The organism is Pseudomonas sp. P4_D7, from assembly GCF_056401755.1.
Genome location: NZ_JBFUIR010000068.1, coordinates 1 through 17,563, shown reverse-complemented (window position 1 = coordinate 17,563; position 17,563 = coordinate 1). Strand labels below are relative to the sequence as shown.

At 60.3% G+C, this 17,563-nt stretch carries 14 protein-coding genes; 9 read left to right on the top strand and 5 right to left on the bottom strand.

The genetic code is table 11. The features are described 5' to 3' along the window. Positions 1 to 5: 5 nt before the first annotated feature. The 5 genes from AC1DVF_RS26755 to phhA all read right to left on the bottom strand — a co-directional run bounded on the left by AC1DVF_RS26755 (position 6) and on the right by phhA (position 3,018). Positions 6 to 188: a hypothetical protein gene (locus tag AC1DVF_RS26755; protein ID WP_093440150.1), complete on the bottom strand. Its 183-nt coding sequence runs from the start codon at positions 186 to 188 to the stop codon at positions 6 to 8. A 71-nt stretch (positions 189 to 259) separates the two neighbouring features. Beyond that, complete coding sequence (locus AC1DVF_RS26750; RefSeq protein WP_256573958.1) at positions 260 to 391, bottom strand: hypothetical protein; 132 nt, start codon at positions 389 to 391, stop codon at positions 260 to 262. 169 nt (positions 392 to 560) lie between these two features. Then, on the bottom strand, positions 561 to 1,754 hold the full coding sequence (locus AC1DVF_RS26745) for an amino acid aminotransferase (RefSeq protein ID WP_477783426.1): 1,194 nt from the start codon (positions 1,752 to 1,754) through the stop codon (positions 561 to 563). Further along, positions 1,754 to 2,110 carry a 4a-hydroxytetrahydrobiopterin dehydratase gene (locus tag AC1DVF_RS26740; RefSeq protein ID WP_003222798.1) on the bottom strand — a complete coding sequence of 119 codons (357 nt, stop codon included), beginning with the start codon at positions 2,108 to 2,110 and terminating at the stop codon, positions 1,754 to 1,756. The genes AC1DVF_RS26745 and AC1DVF_RS26740 overlap by 1 nt, the downstream gene beginning before the upstream one ends. A 116-nt stretch (positions 2,111 to 2,226) precedes the next feature. Beyond that, positions 2,227 to 3,018: a phenylalanine 4-monooxygenase gene (gene phhA / locus AC1DVF_RS26735; RefSeq protein ID WP_007965510.1), complete on the bottom strand. Its 792-nt coding sequence runs from the start codon at positions 3,016 to 3,018 to the stop codon at positions 2,227 to 2,229. Between the two features lie 374 nt (positions 3,019 to 3,392). On the opposite strand from phhA, the gene AC1DVF_RS26730 reads away from it, so the two are divergent. The 9 genes from AC1DVF_RS26730 (at position 3,393) to AC1DVF_RS26690 (ending at position 17,284) form a co-directional block, all read left to right on the top strand. Further along, complete coding sequence (locus tag AC1DVF_RS26730; RefSeq protein WP_099758329.1) at positions 3,393 to 4,952, top strand: sigma-54-dependent transcriptional regulator; 1,560 nt, start codon at positions 3,393 to 3,395, stop codon at positions 4,950 to 4,952. A 238-nt stretch (positions 4,953 to 5,190) separates the two neighbouring features. After that, a complete protein-coding gene (locus tag AC1DVF_RS26725; protein ID WP_093439577.1) occupies positions 5,191 to 5,931 on the top strand; it encodes a flagellar basal body rod protein FlgF in 741 nt (246 codons plus the stop codon). A gap of 45 nt (positions 5,932 to 5,976) precedes the next feature. Continuing rightward, entirely contained in the window at positions 5,977 to 6,762 is a 786-nt protein-coding gene (gene flgG, locus AC1DVF_RS26720; RefSeq protein ID WP_016984271.1) for a flagellar basal-body rod protein FlgG, read from the top strand. A 52-nt stretch (positions 6,763 to 6,814) separates the two neighbouring features. Then, on the top strand, positions 6,815 to 7,510 hold the full coding sequence (gene flgH / locus AC1DVF_RS26715) for a flagellar basal body L-ring protein FlgH (RefSeq protein WP_034153262.1): 696 nt from the start codon (positions 6,815 to 6,817) through the stop codon (positions 7,508 to 7,510). Positions 7,511 to 7,537: 27 nt separating this feature from the next. Beyond that, positions 7,538 to 8,626: a flagellar basal body P-ring protein FlgI gene (locus AC1DVF_RS26710; protein WP_049802112.1), complete on the top strand. Its 1,089-nt coding sequence runs from the start codon at positions 7,538 to 7,540 to the stop codon at positions 8,624 to 8,626. Between the two features lie 11 nt (positions 8,627 to 8,637). After that, positions 8,638 to 9,930 carry a flagellar assembly peptidoglycan hydrolase FlgJ gene (gene flgJ, locus AC1DVF_RS26705; protein ID WP_477783425.1) on the top strand — a complete coding sequence of 431 codons (1,293 nt, stop codon included), beginning with the start codon at positions 8,638 to 8,640 and terminating at the stop codon, positions 9,928 to 9,930. A gap of 24 nt (positions 9,931 to 9,954) precedes the next feature. Then, positions 9,955 to 12,000, top strand: a complete 2,046-nt coding sequence (gene flgK, locus AC1DVF_RS26700; RefSeq protein ID WP_093439590.1) for a flagellar hook-associated protein FlgK — start codon at positions 9,955 to 9,957, stop codon at positions 11,998 to 12,000. Between the two features lie 13 nt (positions 12,001 to 12,013). Continuing rightward, positions 12,014 to 13,582 carry a flagellar hook-associated protein 3 gene (locus AC1DVF_RS26695; protein ID WP_099758333.1) on the top strand — a complete coding sequence of 523 codons (1,569 nt, stop codon included), beginning with the start codon at positions 12,014 to 12,016 and terminating at the stop codon, positions 13,580 to 13,582. Between the two features lie 108 nt (positions 13,583 to 13,690). Then, complete coding sequence (locus AC1DVF_RS26690) at positions 13,691 to 17,284, top strand: glycosyltransferase (RefSeq protein WP_460090175.1); 3,594 nt, start codon at positions 13,691 to 13,693, stop codon at positions 17,282 to 17,284. Positions 17,285 to 17,563: the final 279 nt, after the last annotated feature.

Here is a 17,563-nt window from a genome sequence, read left to right as displayed (position 1 = left end):
CCGCTTCAGGGTTTGGCCGGGGCAACCAGTTGTGTGGTGACCAGCGCCGCGAGGGCATTTTCTTCGCTGCCGAAGCGGGCGAGCAGGGCGGCCTGTTTCTCGGGAGAGAGGCGGTTCCAGATCTCGATCATTTTCTCGGTGGTGCCGATCAGGACGGCAGCTTGGCTTTCGGAGAATTCGTCGGTCATGGCAGGCTCGGGGTTCAGGCAGTGTGGAAAGCGCATGTTAGCGCTTTCCACACGGTCTGTACGACGGGGTCTTACTCTTCGTTGTCGGCCGGGCGGCTCTCAACGGCTTCTTTCTGCTCGGGCTGTTGGGCTCCGGCTTGCTGCGTGGTCGTCTGCTCAGGTACGTGCAGGCTTGGGAAGGGGAGATTAGGAATCTCGTGCATGGTTGCGCTCCTCGCTAAGTCTGTTGATAGATCTGGTAGATCCGCGCTTCTTGAAAGCCTGCGCAGGATACAGCAGGAAAAATGACAAGTGTATCAGTCAACTAAAATGCTGGCTGATACACCGCTATCGCGAGCAGGCTCACTCCTACAGGGTATTGCGGTGTTTAGACTATTTGCAGACGCTGGCGATGGCTTCTGCCAGCAAGGCGAGGCGCGTAGCGTCGATGCCGGCGACGTTCGCCCGGCCCGAGTTGACCATGTACACGCTGTGATGCTCACGCAGTTGTTTCACTTGCTCCGGCGACAGTCCGGTGTAAGAGAACATCCCGCGTTGTACGCCAATGTGTGCAAAACGCTCGCGCAGGCCATGCGGCTCCAGCGCTTCAACCAGGCCGCTGCGCAACTGCGCGATACGCAAACGCATGGCTTCCACTTCATCGGCCCAGCGGGCTTTCAGCTCGGGATCGGCGAGGATGGTCGCGACCACCGCAGCACCATGATCTGGCGGTGTCGACCACAAATTGCGGGCGATGTTGGCCAGTTGGCTGCGGATGTCGATGAGCTTGTCGGCGGTTTTCGCGCAGACGATCAGCGCACCGGTGCGGTCGCGGTACAGACCGAAGTTCTTCGAGCAGGAGCTGGTAATCAGCAGCTCAGGCACCTCGGCCGCGAACAAGCGGGTCGACCACGCATCCTGCTCCAGACCGTCGCCAAAGCCCTGGTAGGCAAAGTCGATCAGCGGCAGCAGATTGCGGCTGCGCACCACATCGAGCACGCGCTGCCAGTCGTCATGGCTCAAGTCAAAACCGGTCGGGTTGTGGCAGCACGCGTGCAGCAGCACCACATCACCTTTCGGTACTTCGTTGAGCACCGCGAGCATGGCGTCGACGTCGAGGCGGTTGTCACTGCCCACGTACGGGTAGTGACTGACCTTGACCCCGGCCGTGGCGAAAATGGTTTCGTGGATCGGCCAGGTCGGGTTGCTCAGCCACACGCCCTTGCCCGGCAGGCACTGGGCGATGAAGTCGGCAGCCAGGCGCAGGGCGCCAGTACCGCCCGGCGTCTGGGTGGCGCCGGCACGTTGTGCGGCGATCAGCTTCGAGTCGGCACCGAGCACCAACTGATTGATGACTTTGCCGAACAGCGGGTTGCCGTGGCCGCCGATGTAGGTTTTGGTGTCCTGGCTTTCGACCAGCCGCGCTTCGGCGATTTTCACCGCCTCCGGGATTGGCGTCAGGCCTTGAGCGTCCTTGTAGACGCCAACGCCCAGGTCGAATTTGCGCGGGTTGGTGTCCTGCGCATACGCCTCCATCAAACCGAGGATCGGGTCGCCGGGTACCCGGCCGATGGCGTCGAAGTGCATTACTTGCGTCCTTCTGCGGTCTTGGCCACTTCGTCAGTGCGCGCAGCCATGATGAAGTCGTTGCGGTGCAGGCCTTTGATCGAATGGCTCCACCAGGTCACGGTGACTTTGCCCCATTCGGTCAGCAGGCCCGGGTGATGACCTTCGGCCTCGGAAATCTCGCCGACAGCGTTGGTGAACGCCAGGGCGTGCTTGAAATTCTTGAACAGGAAAACTTTCTCCAGCTGCATGATGCTGTCGCGGACTTCTATGTTCCAGTCAGGGATCTGCTTGATCAGGATCGGCAGTTCTTCGTCGCTGACTTGTGGCGCATCGGCGCGGCAGGCTTCGCAGTGGGCTTGGTTCAAAGTGGACATGGTGTATTCCTGAATCGAGTGTGTTTTTTTTATTAAAACGTTTGAGCCGTGAATGCCGTCACGCTAAACCAAAGTGGCGGCGACGGACAGGCTCAATTGTCAGCAAAAGTCGCGGTTCACGCGGCTTTCGGTTTCGGCGGAAACTTCGGTGCGTGCAGACCCAGCTGCATGCCTTGGCGAACCATGGCCATGATGTCTTCATGGGCCACGTCGAACAGACGCTTGAGGTTCGGCAGGACAAAGTACAGCGGTTGCAGGATGTCGATGCGATACGGCGTGCGCATGGCTTCGAGCGGATCGAACGCCTGATGCTCAGGTTCGTCCGACAGCGAATAAACGGTTTCTTTTGGTGAAGACAGGATGCCGCCACCGTAAATGCGTTTGCCTTGCGGGGTGTCGACCAGGCCGAACTCGATGGTCATCCAGTACAGGCGCGCCAGATAAACACGTTCTTCCTTGGTCGCCTGCAAACCAAGTTTGCCGTAGGTGTGGGTGAATTCGGCGAACCACGGGTTGGTCAGCAGCGGGCAGTGACCAAAGATCTCGTGGAAAATGTCCGGCTCTTGCAGGTAGTCCAGCTCTTCGCGGGTACGAATGAACGTAGCCACCGGAAATTGCTTGCTGGCCAGCAGTTCAAAAAAGGTCTGGAAGGGGATCAGTGCCGGCACGCGGGCGACCTGCCAACCGGTGGTCTCGCCAAGCACTTTGTTGATTTCGCCGAGTTGCGGAATGCGGTCGTGGGGCAGACCGAGTTTTTCGATACCGTCCAGATACTCCTGGCAGGCACGCCCTTCAATCACTTTCAGTTGGCGAGTGATCAGCGTATTCCACACCGCATGTTCTTCGGCGGGGTAGTCGATAAAACCTTGCGCATCGGGCTCGCGGGCCACGTATTGCGTCTGCTTCATACTGCTCTCCTGCTAGGGGAATTCGTTCTTGTTATGTCCAGCGATGGATTCAGAATTACCTGAGAGCGGGTTGATGTGCAGCAGGTTGAAGTGCCTCCACGTAGGAAGTTTCTCTGTAAATCGTAAAATTATCGTTACGCTTTGACGGATATCTCGCATTTGCGGTGATTCACGGGTTTGAAAAGGCCGGTGGCTGTCACATAATCTTGACAACTATCTGCGTGCCTCGACAGAAAAGTCTGGCGCGGTCCCCCTGTAGGAGTGAGCCTGCTCGCGATAGCGGTGCATCAGTCAGCATCAATATCAATTGACCCAAAGCCATCGCGAGCAGGCTCACTCCTACAGGTTTCTCATCGTTTATTCGGACGATTTTTATGCGCATCAAAGTCCACTGCCAGAACCGCATCGGCATCCTGCGCGACATTCTCAACCTGCTGGTTGCCTACGGGATCAACGTCGCGCGCGGTGAGGTCGGCGGTGAGCATGGCAACGCGATCTATCTGCATTGCCCGAACCTGATCAACATCCAGTTCCAGGCGTTGCGGCCGAAATTCGAGGCGATCGCCGGGGTGTTTGGCGTCAAGCGGGTTGGGCTGATGCCCAGCGAACGTCGGCACATGGAGTTGAATGCGCTGCTCGGCGCGCTGGAGTTTCCGGTGCTGTCGATCGACATGGGCGGCTCGATCGTGGCGGCCAACCGCGCGGCGGCGCAGTTGCTCGGCGTGCGCGTCGATGAAGTGCCGGGGATTCCGCTGTCGCGTTACGCCGAGGATTTCGATTTGCCAGAGCTGGTGCGCGCCAACAAATCGCGAATCAACGGCATGCGGGTCAAGGTCAAGGGCGACATCTTTCTGGCCGACATCGCGCCGCTGCAATCGGAGCACGACGACAGTGAGGCCATGGCCGGTGCGGTGCTGACCTTGCATCGCGCTGACCGCGTTGGCGAGCGTATCTATAACGTGCGCAAGCAGGAACTGCGTGGTTTCGACAGCATCTTCCAGAGCTCGAAAGTGATGGCCGCCGTGGTGCGCGAAGCACGGCGTATGGCGCCGCTCGACGCTCCGCTATTAATTGAGGGCGAAACCGGTACCGGCAAGGAATTGCTTGCGCGCGCCTGTCACCTCGCCAGTCCGCGTGGGCAGTCGCCGTTGATGGCGCTCAACTGCGCAGGCCTGCCGGAGTCGATGGCCGAGACTGAGTTGTTCGGTTACGGCCCGGGCGCGTTCGAAGGTGCACGCGCCGAAGGCAAGCTCGGGCTGCTGGAATTGACGGCGGGCGGCACGCTGTTTCTTGACGGTGTCGGTGAGATGAGCCCGCGTCTTCAAGTGAAGTTGCTGCGCTTTTTGCAGGACGGTTGCTTCCGCCGGGTCGGCAGTGATGAAGAGGTTTACCTGGATGTGCGGGTCATCTGTGCGACGCAGGTCGACTTGTCGGAGTTGTGCGCGCGCGGAGAGTTTCGCCAGGATTTGTACCACCGCTTGAACGTGCTCTCCCTGCACATCCCGCCGTTGCGCGAATGCCTCGACGGGTTGACGCCGCTGGTCGAGCACTTCCTCGATCAGGCCAGTCGGCAGATCGGTTGCACACTGCCGAAACTGGCGCCGGCGGCGATGGATCGCCTCAGTCATTACCACTGGCCGGGCAACGTGCGGCAACTGGAGAACGTTTTGTTTCAGGCAGTTTCGCTGTGCGATGGCGGCACGGTGAAGGCCGAACATATTCGTCTGCCGGATTACGGCGTGCGTCAGCCGCTTGGCGATTTCTCGCTGGAAGGCGGGTTGGACGAGATTGTCGGGCGATTCGAAAAAGCGGTGCTGGAGCGGTTGTATTCCGAGCATCCGAGCAGTCGGCAATTGGGTAAGCGGCTGGGGGTTTCGCACACCACCATTGCCAATAAACTGCGCGAGTATGAAGTCGGTAAAACCGATTCATAGCTCAAGCATGATCGTTCCCACGCGGAGCGTGGGAACGATCATCTTTTGATCCTTTGCCGCCAAGCGGCATAACACCGCCGGTTTTTCGACTTCGATACATTTCAAATTTCCCCTCGCTATCCCCCAAGTCCTTTGTTTACCGGGCCTTTGCCCGCCAGAAAAAAGTTGGTCTGCAAATTGCTTATGGCTCAGCAGTACAGCGGTGGGCGGCAAACGTCCGGCATGCAGAGGAAAGAGTGTGGACAAGTACCTTTATGTGGCAATGACCGGCGCCAGCCAGAACGCACTGGCGCAGAAGGCTCATGCCAACAACCTGGCGAACATCTCCACCAACGGCTTTCAGCGCGACCTGGAGCAGGCGCGTTCGATGCCGGTGTTCGGTGACAGCTTTCCGGCGCGTGCGTTTGCCATGAGCGAACGGCCCGCCACCGACTTCACCCCGGGCTCGCTGGTGCAGACCGGTCGTGACCTCGACGTCGCCGTCACCGGCAATGGCTGGATCGCGGTGCAGAACCCGAACGGCGGCGAAAGCTACGTGCGCACCGGCAGCCTCAACGTCGACGCCCTCGGCGTATTGCGCGCCGGCAACGGTATGCCGGTGATGGGCAATGGCGGTCCGATCGCCGTGCCGCCCGAGCAGCAGATCGAAGTCGGTGAAGACGGCACCATCAGTATTCGTGCGATGGGCGAAGGCCCGCGTGTCATGGCGGAGGTCGACCGGATCAAGCTGGTCAACCCGGACATCAAGAACATGAACAAGGGCCTCGACGGCTCGATCTACACCAAGGACGGCCAGCCTGCGCCGGCTGATGCCAACGTCAAACTGGTGTCGGGTTTCCTAGAGTCGAGCAACGTCAACGCCGTTGAAGAGATGACCTCGGTGCTGGCCCTGGCCAAGCAGTTCGAGTTGCACGTCAAGATGATGAACACCGCCAAAGACGACGACCAGGCCATGGCTCGGGTCTTGCAGATCAGCTAATTATCAGAACGTCGCGCCGAAAAACAGGCGCACGAGGAGAATCGAATGCTTCCGGCTCTATGGGTTGCCAAAACCGGTCTGTCCGCCCAGGACACCAACCTGACCACCATTTCCAACAACCTGGCGAACGTGTCGACCACGGGTTTCAAACGTGACCGTGCCGAATTCCAGGACCTGCTCTATCAGATCAAGCGTCAGCCTGGTGCCCAGTCGACTCAGGACAGCGAACTGCCGTCGGGTCTGCAAGTGGGTACCGGTGTGCGTATCGTCGGCACCCAGAAAAACTTCACCGCCGGCAGCCTGCAAACCACCGAGCAGCCGCTGGACATGGCCATCGACGGTCGCGGTTTCTTCCAGATCCTGCAGCCGGACGGCACCACGTCCTACACCCGTGACGGTACCTTCCACCTCGATTCCAACGGCCAGATCGTCAACGCCAGCGGTTTCGCTCTGGAACCGGCCATCGTCATTCCGAACGATGCCCAGACCTTCACCGTCGGCCGTGACGGCACTGTGTCGGTAACCATCGCCGGCAACCCGGCAGCGCAAGTGATCGGCAACCTGCAAACCGCCGACTTCATCAACCCGGCCGGTCTGCAAGCGGTGGGCAACAACCTGTTCCTCGAAACCGCTGCATCGGGTGCCCCGCAAGTCGGCACGCCGGGCCTGAACGGTTTTGGCACCATGCTGCAGAACACCCTGGAAACGTCCAACGTCAGCACCGTTGAAGAGATGGTCAACATGATCACCACTCAGCGCGCTTACGAGATGAACTCCAAGGTGATCTCCACCGCCGACCAGATGCTCTCGTTCGTAACGCAGAATCTGTAATCAAGTCTATGAGGCGGCCATGAGGTCGCCTGCAACACCGTGAGGTAGGGTCATGAATCGCTTTGTATCTGTTCTGGCATTGAGTGGGGTCGTCTCGCTCGCGGGCTGCGTCGCTCCGACGCCCAAGCCCAATGACCCTTACTACGCCCCGGTGTTGCCGCGCACGCCGTTGCCGGCTGCCGCCAATAACGGCTCGATCTATCAGGCCGGCTTCGAGCAGAACCTGTACAGCGACCGCAAGGCCTTCCGGGTCGGTGACATCATCACCATCACCCTGAACGAGAAGACCCAGGCGAGCAAGAACGCCAACTCGCAAGTGGCCAAGAACAGCAAGACCGGTATCGGTCTGACCTCGTTGTTCGGCGGCAGCGGTACCACCAACAACCCGTTGGGCGGTAACGATCTGAGTCTGGACGTTGGCTACAGCGGCGACCGCGCCACCAAGGGCGACAGCAAGGCCGCGCAGGGCAACACCCTGACCGGTTCGGTCACCGTGACTGTGGCCGACGTCTTGCCCAACGGCATCATTGCTGTGCGCGGTGAGAAGTGGATGACCCTCAACACCGGTGATGAGCTGGTGCGGATTGCCGGTCTGGTGCGTGCCGATGACATCGCCACTGACAACACCGTGTCGTCGACTCGTGTCGCCGATGCGCGCATCACCTACTCGGGCACCGGCTCGTTTGCCGATGCGAGTCAGCCAGGCTGGTTCGACCGTTTCTTCCTCAGCCCGCTGTTCCCTTTCTAGGTGGCGACTTTGAATTTCAAGAGCCTCATGCTCGCTGCGGCGCTGATGTCCGCAGCCTTTGCTGCCCACGCCGAGCGGCTGAAAGATATCGCCAGCATTTCCGGCGTGCGTTCCAACCAGTTGATCGGTTACGGCCTGGTGGTCGGGCTTAACGGCACCGGTGACCAGACGACGCAAACCCCGTTCACCCTGCAGACCTTCAACAACATGCTCTCGCAGTTCGGCATCAAAGTGCCGCCGGGATCGGGCAACGTGCAGTTGAAAAACGTCGCGGCGGTGTCGGTGAGTGCCGATCTGCCGGCGTTTGCCAAACCGGGTCAGCAGGTCGACATCACCGTGTCCTCGATCGGTAACTCCAAGAGCCTGCGCGGCGGCACCTTGTTGCTGACCCCGCTCAAGGGTATCGACGGCAACGTTTACGCCATCGCTCAGGGCAACCTGGTGGTCGGCGGTTTTGATGCCGAAGGGCGTGACGGTTCGAAGATCACCGTCAACGTTCCGTCGGCCGGTCGTATCCCCGGCGGTGCGTCGGTAGAACGTTCGGTGCCGAGCGGTTTCAACCAGGGCAACAGCCTGACGCTGAACCTCAACCGTTCCGACTTCACCACGGCCAAACGTATCGTCGACAAGATCAACGACATGCTTGGCCCTGGCGTTGCGCAAGCCATCGACGGCGGTTCGATCCGTGTCACTGCGCCGCTCGATCCGAGCCAGCGCGTCGACTACCTGTCGATCCTGGAAAACCTCGAAGTCGATCCGGGTCAGGCGGTGGCGAAAGTCATTATCAACTCGCGTACCGGCACCATCGTCATCGGCCAGAACGTGAAAGTGTCGCCAGCCGCCGTGACCCACGGCAGCCTGACCGTGACCATCACTGAAGACCCGATCGTCAGCCAGCCCGGCCCTCTGTCCAATGGCCAGACCGCTGTTGTGCCGCGCTCGCGGGTGAATGCCGAGCAGGAAGCCAAACCGATGTTCAAGTTCGGCCCGGGCACCACCCTCGACGAAATCGTCCGTGCGGTGAACCAGGTCGGCGCGGCACCGGGTGACTTGATGGCGATCCTCGAAGCCTTGAAGCAGGCCGGCGCGTTGCAAGCCGACCTGATCGTGATCTGAGGCCGACCATCATGGATATGCGCAAGAGCGGTATGGTCAGCAGCAGCGATTCGGGTTCCTACTCGGACCTCAATCGTCTGAACCAACTCAAGGTCGGCGACAAGAACAGCGATGCGAACATGCGCAAAGTGGCGCAGGAGTTCGAATCGCTGTTCCTTGGCGAAATGCTCAAGTCGATGCGCTCGGCCACTGAAGCGCTGGGCCAGGACAATCCGCTCAACACGCCAGCGGCCAAGCAGTATCAGGAAATGTACGACCAGCAGTTGGCCGTTTCCATGTCTCGCGAGGGCGGTGGTATCGGTCTGGCTGACGTGCTGATGCGCCAGATGTCGAAGAACAAACCGATGGCGCCGGGCGAGGCTGCTGCCGCGTCCGCGGCCAAGCAGGAAGAAGCCAAGGCGAAAGCTGCTGCCGTGGCTACGCCGATTGCCGCCGGCACCGTTGCCACCAATGGCCCGCTGTCGCGGCTCAATGGCGAGCGTCCGCTGTGGGCCTCGCGTTCGGTGAATGCACCGAACACCGATATTTCCCACCGCAATGACATGGCGCTGATCAATCAGCGTCGGCTGGCCTTGCCGCCGAAACTGGCCGATCGTTTGCTCGCAGGTCTGGTGCCGTCGGCGACGCCGGCGGCCGCCAATCAATTGCCGCAGCGTGCGACAACCGCTGCCCCCACTGGCGCCGGCCCGTTGTACAACGGCGACTGGCTGGCCCGCGCCGAGACCGAGAAGGCCTCGGGCGGACAGATGCAGGTCTACGGTCGCGCCATGGCGCAGATTCCACTGGCGCCGGCGAAGAAAGCTTTCAGTTCCGCCGACGAATTCGTCAACACCATGCTGCCGATGGCCAAGGAAGCGGCCGACCGCATCGGCGTCGATCCGCGTTATCTGGTGGCACAGGCGGCGCTGGAAACCGGTTGGGGCAAGTCGGTCATGCGTGCCCAGGATGGCAGTAGCAGCCACAACCTGTTCGGCATCAAGGCGAGCAGCAACTGGAAGGGTGATTCGGCCCGGGCGATCACCAGCGAGTTTCGCAATGGCGAGATGGTCAAGGAGACGGCCGAGTTCCGTTCCTACGCCTCGTACAAGGACAGCTTCCACGATCTGGTGACTTTGCTGCAGAGCAATAATCGCTATCAAGATGTGCTGAAGTCTGCCGATAACCCAGAACAGTTTGTACGCGAGTTGCAGAAGGCCGGTTACGCCACCGACCCGAACTACGCAAGCAAGATTTCGCAGATTGCCAAGCAGATGAACAGTTTCCAAAACTACGCTGCGGCGGGTGTATCCACCACGCCTTTATAAGGCACAAGGTATAAGGTCTGAACCATGAGTTTGCTCAATATCGGGATGTCGGGACTGTCGGCCAGCCAGTCCTCTTTGGCTACGACAGGCAACAACATTGCCAACGTCGACACCGCCGGTTATTCACGTCAGCAAACCGTGCAGGGCACCAAATCCTCGCAGCAGTTCGGCACCGTGTTCATCGGTACGGGCACGACCCTGGCCGACGTGCGCCGGGTGTATAACTCGTACCTGGAAAGCCAGCTGCACACCGCTACTTCGCTCGACAGCGAATCGGCTGCTTACCTGGCGCAGGCCACACCGCTGGACTCGATGCTGTCGGACACCAACACCGGCCTGACCGGTGTGCTGCAGAAGTTCTTCACCACGATGCAGGGCGTTTCGACGTCGGCGACCGATGACACCTCCCGCCAATCGGTGCTGACCGGTGCGCAGGCGCTGACCAGTCGCTTCAATACCATCGCCAAACAGCTCAACGACCAGAACACCACCATCAACGGCAGCCTTGGCGACATGACGGCCCAGGTGAACAAACTGGCCACTTCGATTGCCAACCTGAACCAGAAAATCGGCGAGATCTCCACCAGTGGCGGTGCGCCGAACGATCTGCTCGACAGCCGCAACGAAGCCGTGCGCCAGCTCTCTGAGCTGACGGGTGCACAAATCGTCGAGCGTGGCACCAGTTTCGACGTCTACATCGGTAGCGGTCAGCCGCTGGTGATCGGCAACACCACCAACACGCTGAGCATGGTCGCGAGCAAAGACGACCCGTCGCGCATGGCCATCCAGATGGATCGCGGTTCGAGCACCATCGACATCACCTCGGCGATGAGCGGCGGTGAAATCGGCGGCCTGCTGACTTACCGCAAAGAAGTCCTCGACCCGTCGCTCAACGAGCTGGGCCGCGTGGCGCTGGTGATCGCTGATCAGGTCAACAGTCAGCAAGCCCAGGGCATCGACAAGAACGGTGACTTCGGCGCGGCGATTTTCAACAACATCAACAGTGCCGCGCTGATCAGTTCGCGCAGTATCGCGCAGTCGGGCAACAGCACCGGTTCGGGTAACCTCGATGTCACCATCAAGGACACCGGCAAGCTGACCACCAGCGATTATCAGGTGACGTTCACCAGTGCCACTGACTACACGGTCAAGCGCTCCGACGGCACCGATCTGGGTGCGTTCAGCACGACGACCAATCCACCTCCAGTGATCGACGGTTTCACCCTCGCGCTCAAAGGTGGTGCGTTGAGCGCTGGTGACAGCTTCAAAGTCACGCCGACCCGCAATGCGGCGGCGAGCATCCAGACAGTGCTCACCGATCCGAAGAAAATTGCTGCGGCCGGTCCGTTGACCGGTGTGGCGAGCGCCAACGGTCTGGGCACTTTCACCCAGCCGACGCTCAACAGCAAAATCGATATCTACAACCCGACTGCCCAGGCTGACATGCAAGCGGCGCTGAAGAACTCGACGCCGGTCAAACTGGTGTTTGGTGCGGTCACCGGGGGCAGCCAGTCCTACACCTTTGTGGATGCCAAGGGCGGCCTCATCAGCAGCGGCACTATCGTTCCCGGTCAATCGAACACGCTAGACCTGAAAGTCGGCATCGTCGATGCCAGCGGCAACCCGGTGATGGACACCAGTGTTACGCCGAACGTGCAGAAGACATTCTCCGTACAGACCACCGTTGGCGGCACGCCGAAGTCCGGCGAAACCTTCACCATGAATCTCACCGGTGCGGCGTCTTCGGACAACCGCAACGCGCAATCGCTGGTCGCCCTGCAAACGGCGCAGACCGTCGATACCGGTTCGGCGAGCAAGGGCATCAGCCTGACTGACGCCTACAACAAGCTGGTGACCAACGTCGGTACCAAAACCGCCCAAGGCAAGTCCGACAGCGCCGCGACCTCGGCGATTCTGGATAACGCCAAAGGCGCGCGCGATTCGCTGTCCGGGGTCAACCTGGATGAAGAAACCGGCAACCTGGTCAAATATCAGCAGTACTACACAGCGTCTTCGCAGATCATCAAAGCTGCGCAGGAAACTTTCGCCACGCTGATCAACAGCCTTTAAGGAGTCGTAATTCATGCGCATTTCCACCGCCCAGTATTACGGCACGCAAGCGTCGGACTATCAGCGTAACTTCAACAAGGCCGTCGCCACCGCCAGCGAGGCGAGCAGCCTGCAGCGCATCAATACCGCCGCCGATGATCCGATCGGTGCCGGGCGCTTGCTGCAACTGGGCCAGCAGGCCGCGATGCTCGATCAGTACAAGACCAACGTCGACAGCACCAAAAGTGCATTGACCGTGCAAGAATCCACGCTGGATTCGATCACCACCGCGTTGGCCCGCGCCAAGGAACTCGCCCTGGCCGCCAACAATGGCACGGCCACCGACAAGGACCGCCAGGCTTACGCTTCGGAAATGGGCCAGATCCAGCAACAAGTGCTGGGTCTGATGAACGCCAAGGATGCCAGCGGCAACTACCTGTTCTCTGGTTCGAAGACCGACACCGCGCCGTATTCGCAGAATGCCGACGGCACCTACAGCTACAACGGTGACCAGACCACGATCAATCTGGGCATCGGCGATGGCATGACGATCGGCACCAACACCACCGGTTGGGCTGCTTTCCAGCAGACCATCAATACCGCGCGTACCAACGTCGCCATGACCGCACCGGCAGTGGATGACGGTCGCGTCGTACTGTCCAACGGCACGATCGGTACCGTAGCCACTTACAACTCCAAGTTCACCGCTGGCCAGCCGTATACCGTCAGCTTCCTCAGCAGCACCCAGCTGAAAATCACCGATGCCCTTGGCAACGACGTGACGGCTGAGGCGAGCCAGAACGGTTTGGTCAGCAACAGCAGCGGTGCCAACCAGACGGTCAGCTTCCGTGGCGTCGACATGAAGCTGAACATCAACCTGAAGGCTGGTGATACCAACCCGGACGCGGTCATTGCCGGCCACAGCTTCCAGTTGTCCACCGCGCCTGACTCGTTCACTACCACGCGCAGCCCGGGTAACCCGTCGACCGCCGTGATTACCGGTTCGAGCATCACTGACCAGGCAGCGTACACCGCGGCATTCCCGCAGGGCGGCGCCGTTCTCAAGTTCACCAGCGCCACCGCATTCGATCTGTATGCTGCGCCGGTGACTGCGGACAGCAAACCGGTGTCCTCGGGCACTGTGGCCGGTAGCAACGCCACGGCGGCAGGCGTGACCTTTGCTCTGGGCAGCGCACCGGCCGCGGGTGATCAGTTCTCGATCCGCCCAAATGATCACCAGACCCAGAACGTGCTCGACACCCTCGGTCAGATGATTACTGCTCTGAATACACCGATCGATGGTGATCCGGTGGCCAAGCAGAAATTCCAGGGCGCCATGGAGGCGGGCCTCGGCAACATCGACGCGGCCAACAATCAAATCGGCGCTGCGGTGACCGAGATTGGTGCCCGTGGTCAGGCGCTGGAAATGCAAGCCACCACCAATGACAGTCTGAGCACCGCGAATACCACCACGCAAGGTTCCATTCGCGATTCGGATCCGGCTGAAGTGATGACGCGACTGACCCTGCAGCAGACCATGCTGCAAGCTTCGCAGCTTGCGTTCAGCAAGATCAGCCAGTTGGGTCTGTTCAACAAGATCTGATCCTCAACGGGCGCGTAAGCGCCCGTTTACCCTGCCACTCAGTCATGTTTTTTAGCGGTATCAAGGGCTCGCTTTTCCGAGCGGGCTCGCACCGCCTGTGAGCCCGCCGTGAATTCACTCCCTCTTGTCAGTCTTGTCATTCCCGCCTTCAATCCGCGCTTCTTCGAGCGGACGCTGAACAGCGCTGTCAGCCAGAATTACGCCAATCTTGAAATCATCGTGTGCGATGACAATCGTGGCGACGAGATTGAAGACATCGTTACGCGGGTGACGGAGCAGACCGGCTTTGCCGTGCGTTACGTGCGCAACCCACGAACGCTGGGACTGGTCGGTAACCTGAAGGCCTGCCTTGAGCAAGCCCGGGGCGAGTTCATCAAATTCCTGTGTGACGATGACCTGCTGTATTCGGCCTGTATCGAACAGCAAGCCCACGAGCTGCGGCGTGACGAAGTCAGTCTGGTGGTAGCGCAACGGTTGTTGTGGGATGCCAACGACATCATCCTGCCCGCACGTCTGGAAAACAGCTCATTGTCGCCGGCCAGTGGCTTGCTCAAAGGCGACGATGTACTGAGCATCTTTGAAAAATTCCCGGTCAACGTACTGGGTGGATTCAGTAGTGCGCTGTTTCGCCGTAGCGATGTTGTGGAGCTTTTGCCAGCCTTGACCGAGGAGGGTGCCTGCTTCGTTGCGACGCTGGATTTTGCCTTGTACGTCTGTCTGTTGCGGCGCGGCAATCTGGTGGTCTCCAACAACGTACTGAGTGCCGAGCGTCTCTACCCCGAGCGTCTGAGCGCGCAGCAACCGATGAAAGACGCGGCGGAGATCGAGCGCGAGTGGATCTCGCAAATGCTCAAGGTCCGCAGCGGCGAGTCGGCACCGGCGCCGGGCTGGGTGCGTTATGTGCCGTTGACCAAGGCCGATGAGACACCTCGGGTCTGGGAAGAACTGCCGCTGAGCCGTACCCTCGGCACCAAGCAGAGCCGTCAGGAGCTGGGGGTCGGAGTCGACAGCTTCAGTTTTGGCGAACTCTATGCACAATGGCTGGCGGTTCGGGTGTTGACCGAGGCGCAGCGCCAATGGCTGCCGGAAACCCTCGCTGGCTGGCCGTACCGACCGCGCATCGTGCCGATCATCATTGATGCCCAAGGCAGTCGCGATGGCCTGAAGCGCACCCTTGCGGCACTCGCCGCTCAGGATTACCCGCCGGAGCTGGTTCTGCTGCTGTCCACGGCTTGCAGCGAAGCGAAGCTGGACGATCGGGTGTTCCACATGCCGTTGCAGGGTGACGGCCTGGAGCAGATCAACGCTCTGCTGCCGCAACTGGAAGGCGCCGACTGGTTTTATCTGTTGCAGCCAGGTGACTGCCCGGTGGCGCCAGCATTGTTGGTGATGGCCGATCGCATTGCGCACGCAAGCTCATTGACATGCCTGTACAGCGACGAAGGCAGTCTGCGCGATGGTGAGTCGGCCGAGCCTGCGTTCAAGCCGGATTTCAACCTCGACCTTATGCGCAGCTACCCTTACGTCGGACGTGCGCTGGCGTTCCAGCGCGAACGGTTCCTGGCGCTTGGTGGTTTTACCTCGACGTTCGCCGAACTCGCGCCCCACGATGTGCTGTGGCGCATGGTTGAAAGCGATGGCCTGCAAGTGGTCGGGCACATTGCTGAAGTGTTGCTGGAGTCGAAATTCGACCTGTCGCAATGGCTCACTGATCCTGGCGTTGCGCAGCAAAGTCCGCGAATCCTCGAAGCGCATCTGCAACGCCTTGGCATTGCTCACGACATTCGCGACCGTAACGGCGGGCTGCTCAATCGTGTCGACTATCAGCATGCCCGGCGCCCATTGGTGTCGGTGGTCATTGTCACGCAGGACCAGACGGCTGCCTTGCAACGCTGCGTCGAGACATTGCTGGAAAAGACCGACTACACCGAGTACGAATTGCTCTTGGTCGATAACGGCAGCGAAAGCGCTGAAGCGTTGGCTTGGCTGGACGGTATGGCACAACTGGGCAGCGAGCGGATTCGCGTGCTGAGCTACCCGCAAAAGGGTAACGCAGCAGCGGTGCACAACTATGCCGTCAGCCAGGCGCGCGGTGAGTATGTGTTGATGCTCAACGCCTTTGCGGTGATCACCCGGAACGACTGGCTCGACGAACTGCTCAATCATGCGCAACGCCCGGAAGTCGGGGTGGTTGGCGCCAAGCTGTTCAATCCGGACGGCGGCGTACTGCACGCCGGGCTGATTCTTGGCTTGAACGGGCCGGTCGGGTTGCCGTTCTATGGCCAGCCGATGCAGTCGGAAGGGTACATGCATCGCCTGCAGGCGGTGCATGACCTGAGTGCCGTCGGCGGTGATTGCCTGATGATTCGCAAGTCGGTGTTCGAAGCTGCCGGCGGGCTGGACGAGCAGGACCTCAAACAAACGCTCAATGTCGTGGACCTGTGTCTGCGCGTTGGCCGCGACGGTTATCTGGTGGTGTTGAACCCCAATGCGATCCTGGCTGTGGGTGCGCGGCCAAATGCGATGGCGACACCGGAGGAAGAAGCGCTGCACACCGAGGAGCGGGACACGTTTTACCAGCGCTGGTTGCCGCTGGTGGCGCGCGATCCGGCCTACAACGTCAACCTGACGTTGCAGGGCGTGGGCGCCACCAACTTCAGTCTGGAGCCGGGACTGCGCACGGGGTGGAGTGCGTTCTCCAAGGCGCAGCTGCCCAATCTGCTGGTGGTGCCGATCAATGCTTCAGCCATCGGCCATTACCGCATGAGCCAGCCGATGATCGAGCTGGAAGCGGCCAATCGGGCGGAAGGGCGCATTTGCTACGGCTTGCCGTCGATCATCGACATCGAACGTCAGTCGCCTGATGTGATCGTTCTGCAAGGGCGCTACTCGGAGTACGCCATCGATGAAATCCCACCGCTGAAAAAGTACTTCAACGCTCGACGGATCTTCGAACTCGACGACTACGTCATTGATGTTCCCCACCGCAATGCGCACATCCGTAACATGCCGAGCAAGCAGGATATGGAGCGCATGGTGCGGCGTGCGATCGGGCTGTGTGATCGCGCGGTCGTATCCACCGCACCACTGGCTAATGTGCTGTCGGACATGCACCACGACATTCGTGTCGTCCCCAACATGTTGGCCAAGGACTTGTGGGGCCACCTGCGCAGCCAGCGTCGGACCTCGAAGAAACCGCGGGTCGGCTGGGGCGGCGGCACCAGTCACCACGGTGATCTGGCGGTGATCGCCGAGGTCGTTCGTGAACTGGCCAATGAAGTCGACTGGGTGTTTTTCGGCATGTGCCCGGATGATCTGCGGCCGTACATGCATGAGTTCCATGGCGTCATCGGCCTGGACGTGTACCCGGCGAAACTGGCCAGCCTCAACCTCGATCTGGCACTGGCGCCGCTGGAATTCCATATCTTCAACGACTGCAAGAGCAACTTGCGGCTACTGGAATACGGCGCCTGCGGTTACCCGGTGATCTGTACGGATACCGAGGCCTATCGCGGTTATTTGCCGTGCACGCGGATCAAGACCAACAGTACGGATGAATGGCTGCAAGCGATCCGTATGCACTTGGCCGATCCGGACGCCAGTTATCGCATGGGCGATGAATTGCGTGAGGTGGTGTTGCGCGATTACGTGTTGCGCGGCGATAACTTGCGCTACTGGGAATACGGCTGGCTGGCGGATTGATCGAGCCGGGCTTGGCGGCCTTTGGGCCGACCAGGCTCTTGGGGTTTTGGGGGTGTATCCGTTGCTGCGGGGGTTGCTGATTAGGGTTCCGCCCTTACGGCGGGTCACTTTTTACAAACGCCTAAAAAGTAACCAAAAACGCTTGCTCCTGCGTACGGCCCGCTCGCTGGGGCTCGGGGTTCCTTCGCTGCGGGATCGATCCGGGCGCAGCGCCTACGGTTTGCTTCGCTGCACCTCCTCTCGCTGTGTTTGGCTGCGCCAAACGGTCGCTGCGCTCCC

Excerpts from the sequence above, each read along its gene's own strand:
- AC1DVF_RS26755 (WP_093440150.1), bottom strand. The coding sequence starts at position 188 with ATGACCGACGAATTCTCCGAAAGCCAAGCTGCCGTCCTGATCGGCACC.
- AC1DVF_RS26750 (WP_256573958.1), bottom strand. The coding sequence starts at position 391 with ATGCACGAGATTCCTAATCTCCCCTTCCCAAGCCTGCACGTACCTGAG.
- AC1DVF_RS26745 (WP_477783426.1), bottom strand. The coding sequence starts at position 1,754 with ATGCACTTCGACGCCATCGGCCGGGTACCCGGCGACCCGATCCTCGGT.
- AC1DVF_RS26740 (WP_003222798.1), bottom strand. The coding sequence starts at position 2,110 with ATGTCCACTTTGAACCAAGCCCACTGCGAAGCCTGCCGCGCCGATGCG.
- phhA (WP_007965510.1), bottom strand. The coding sequence starts at position 3,018 with ATGAAGCAGACGCAATACGTGGCCCGCGAGCCCGATGCGCAAGGTTTT.
- AC1DVF_RS26730 (WP_099758329.1), top strand. The coding sequence starts at position 3,393 with ATGCGCATCAAAGTCCACTGCCAGAACCGCATCGGCATCCTGCGCGAC.
- flgG (WP_016984271.1), top strand. The coding sequence starts at position 5,977 with ATGCTTCCGGCTCTATGGGTTGCCAAAACCGGTCTGTCCGCCCAGGAC.
- flgH (WP_034153262.1), top strand. The coding sequence starts at position 6,815 with ATGAATCGCTTTGTATCTGTTCTGGCATTGAGTGGGGTCGTCTCGCTC.
- AC1DVF_RS26710 (WP_049802112.1), top strand. The coding sequence starts at position 7,538 with ATGCTCGCTGCGGCGCTGATGTCCGCAGCCTTTGCTGCCCACGCCGAG.
- flgJ (WP_477783425.1), top strand. The coding sequence starts at position 8,638 with ATGGATATGCGCAAGAGCGGTATGGTCAGCAGCAGCGATTCGGGTTCC.
- flgK (WP_093439590.1), top strand. The coding sequence starts at position 9,955 with ATGAGTTTGCTCAATATCGGGATGTCGGGACTGTCGGCCAGCCAGTCC.
- AC1DVF_RS26695 (WP_099758333.1), top strand. The coding sequence starts at position 12,014 with ATGCGCATTTCCACCGCCCAGTATTACGGCACGCAAGCGTCGGACTAT.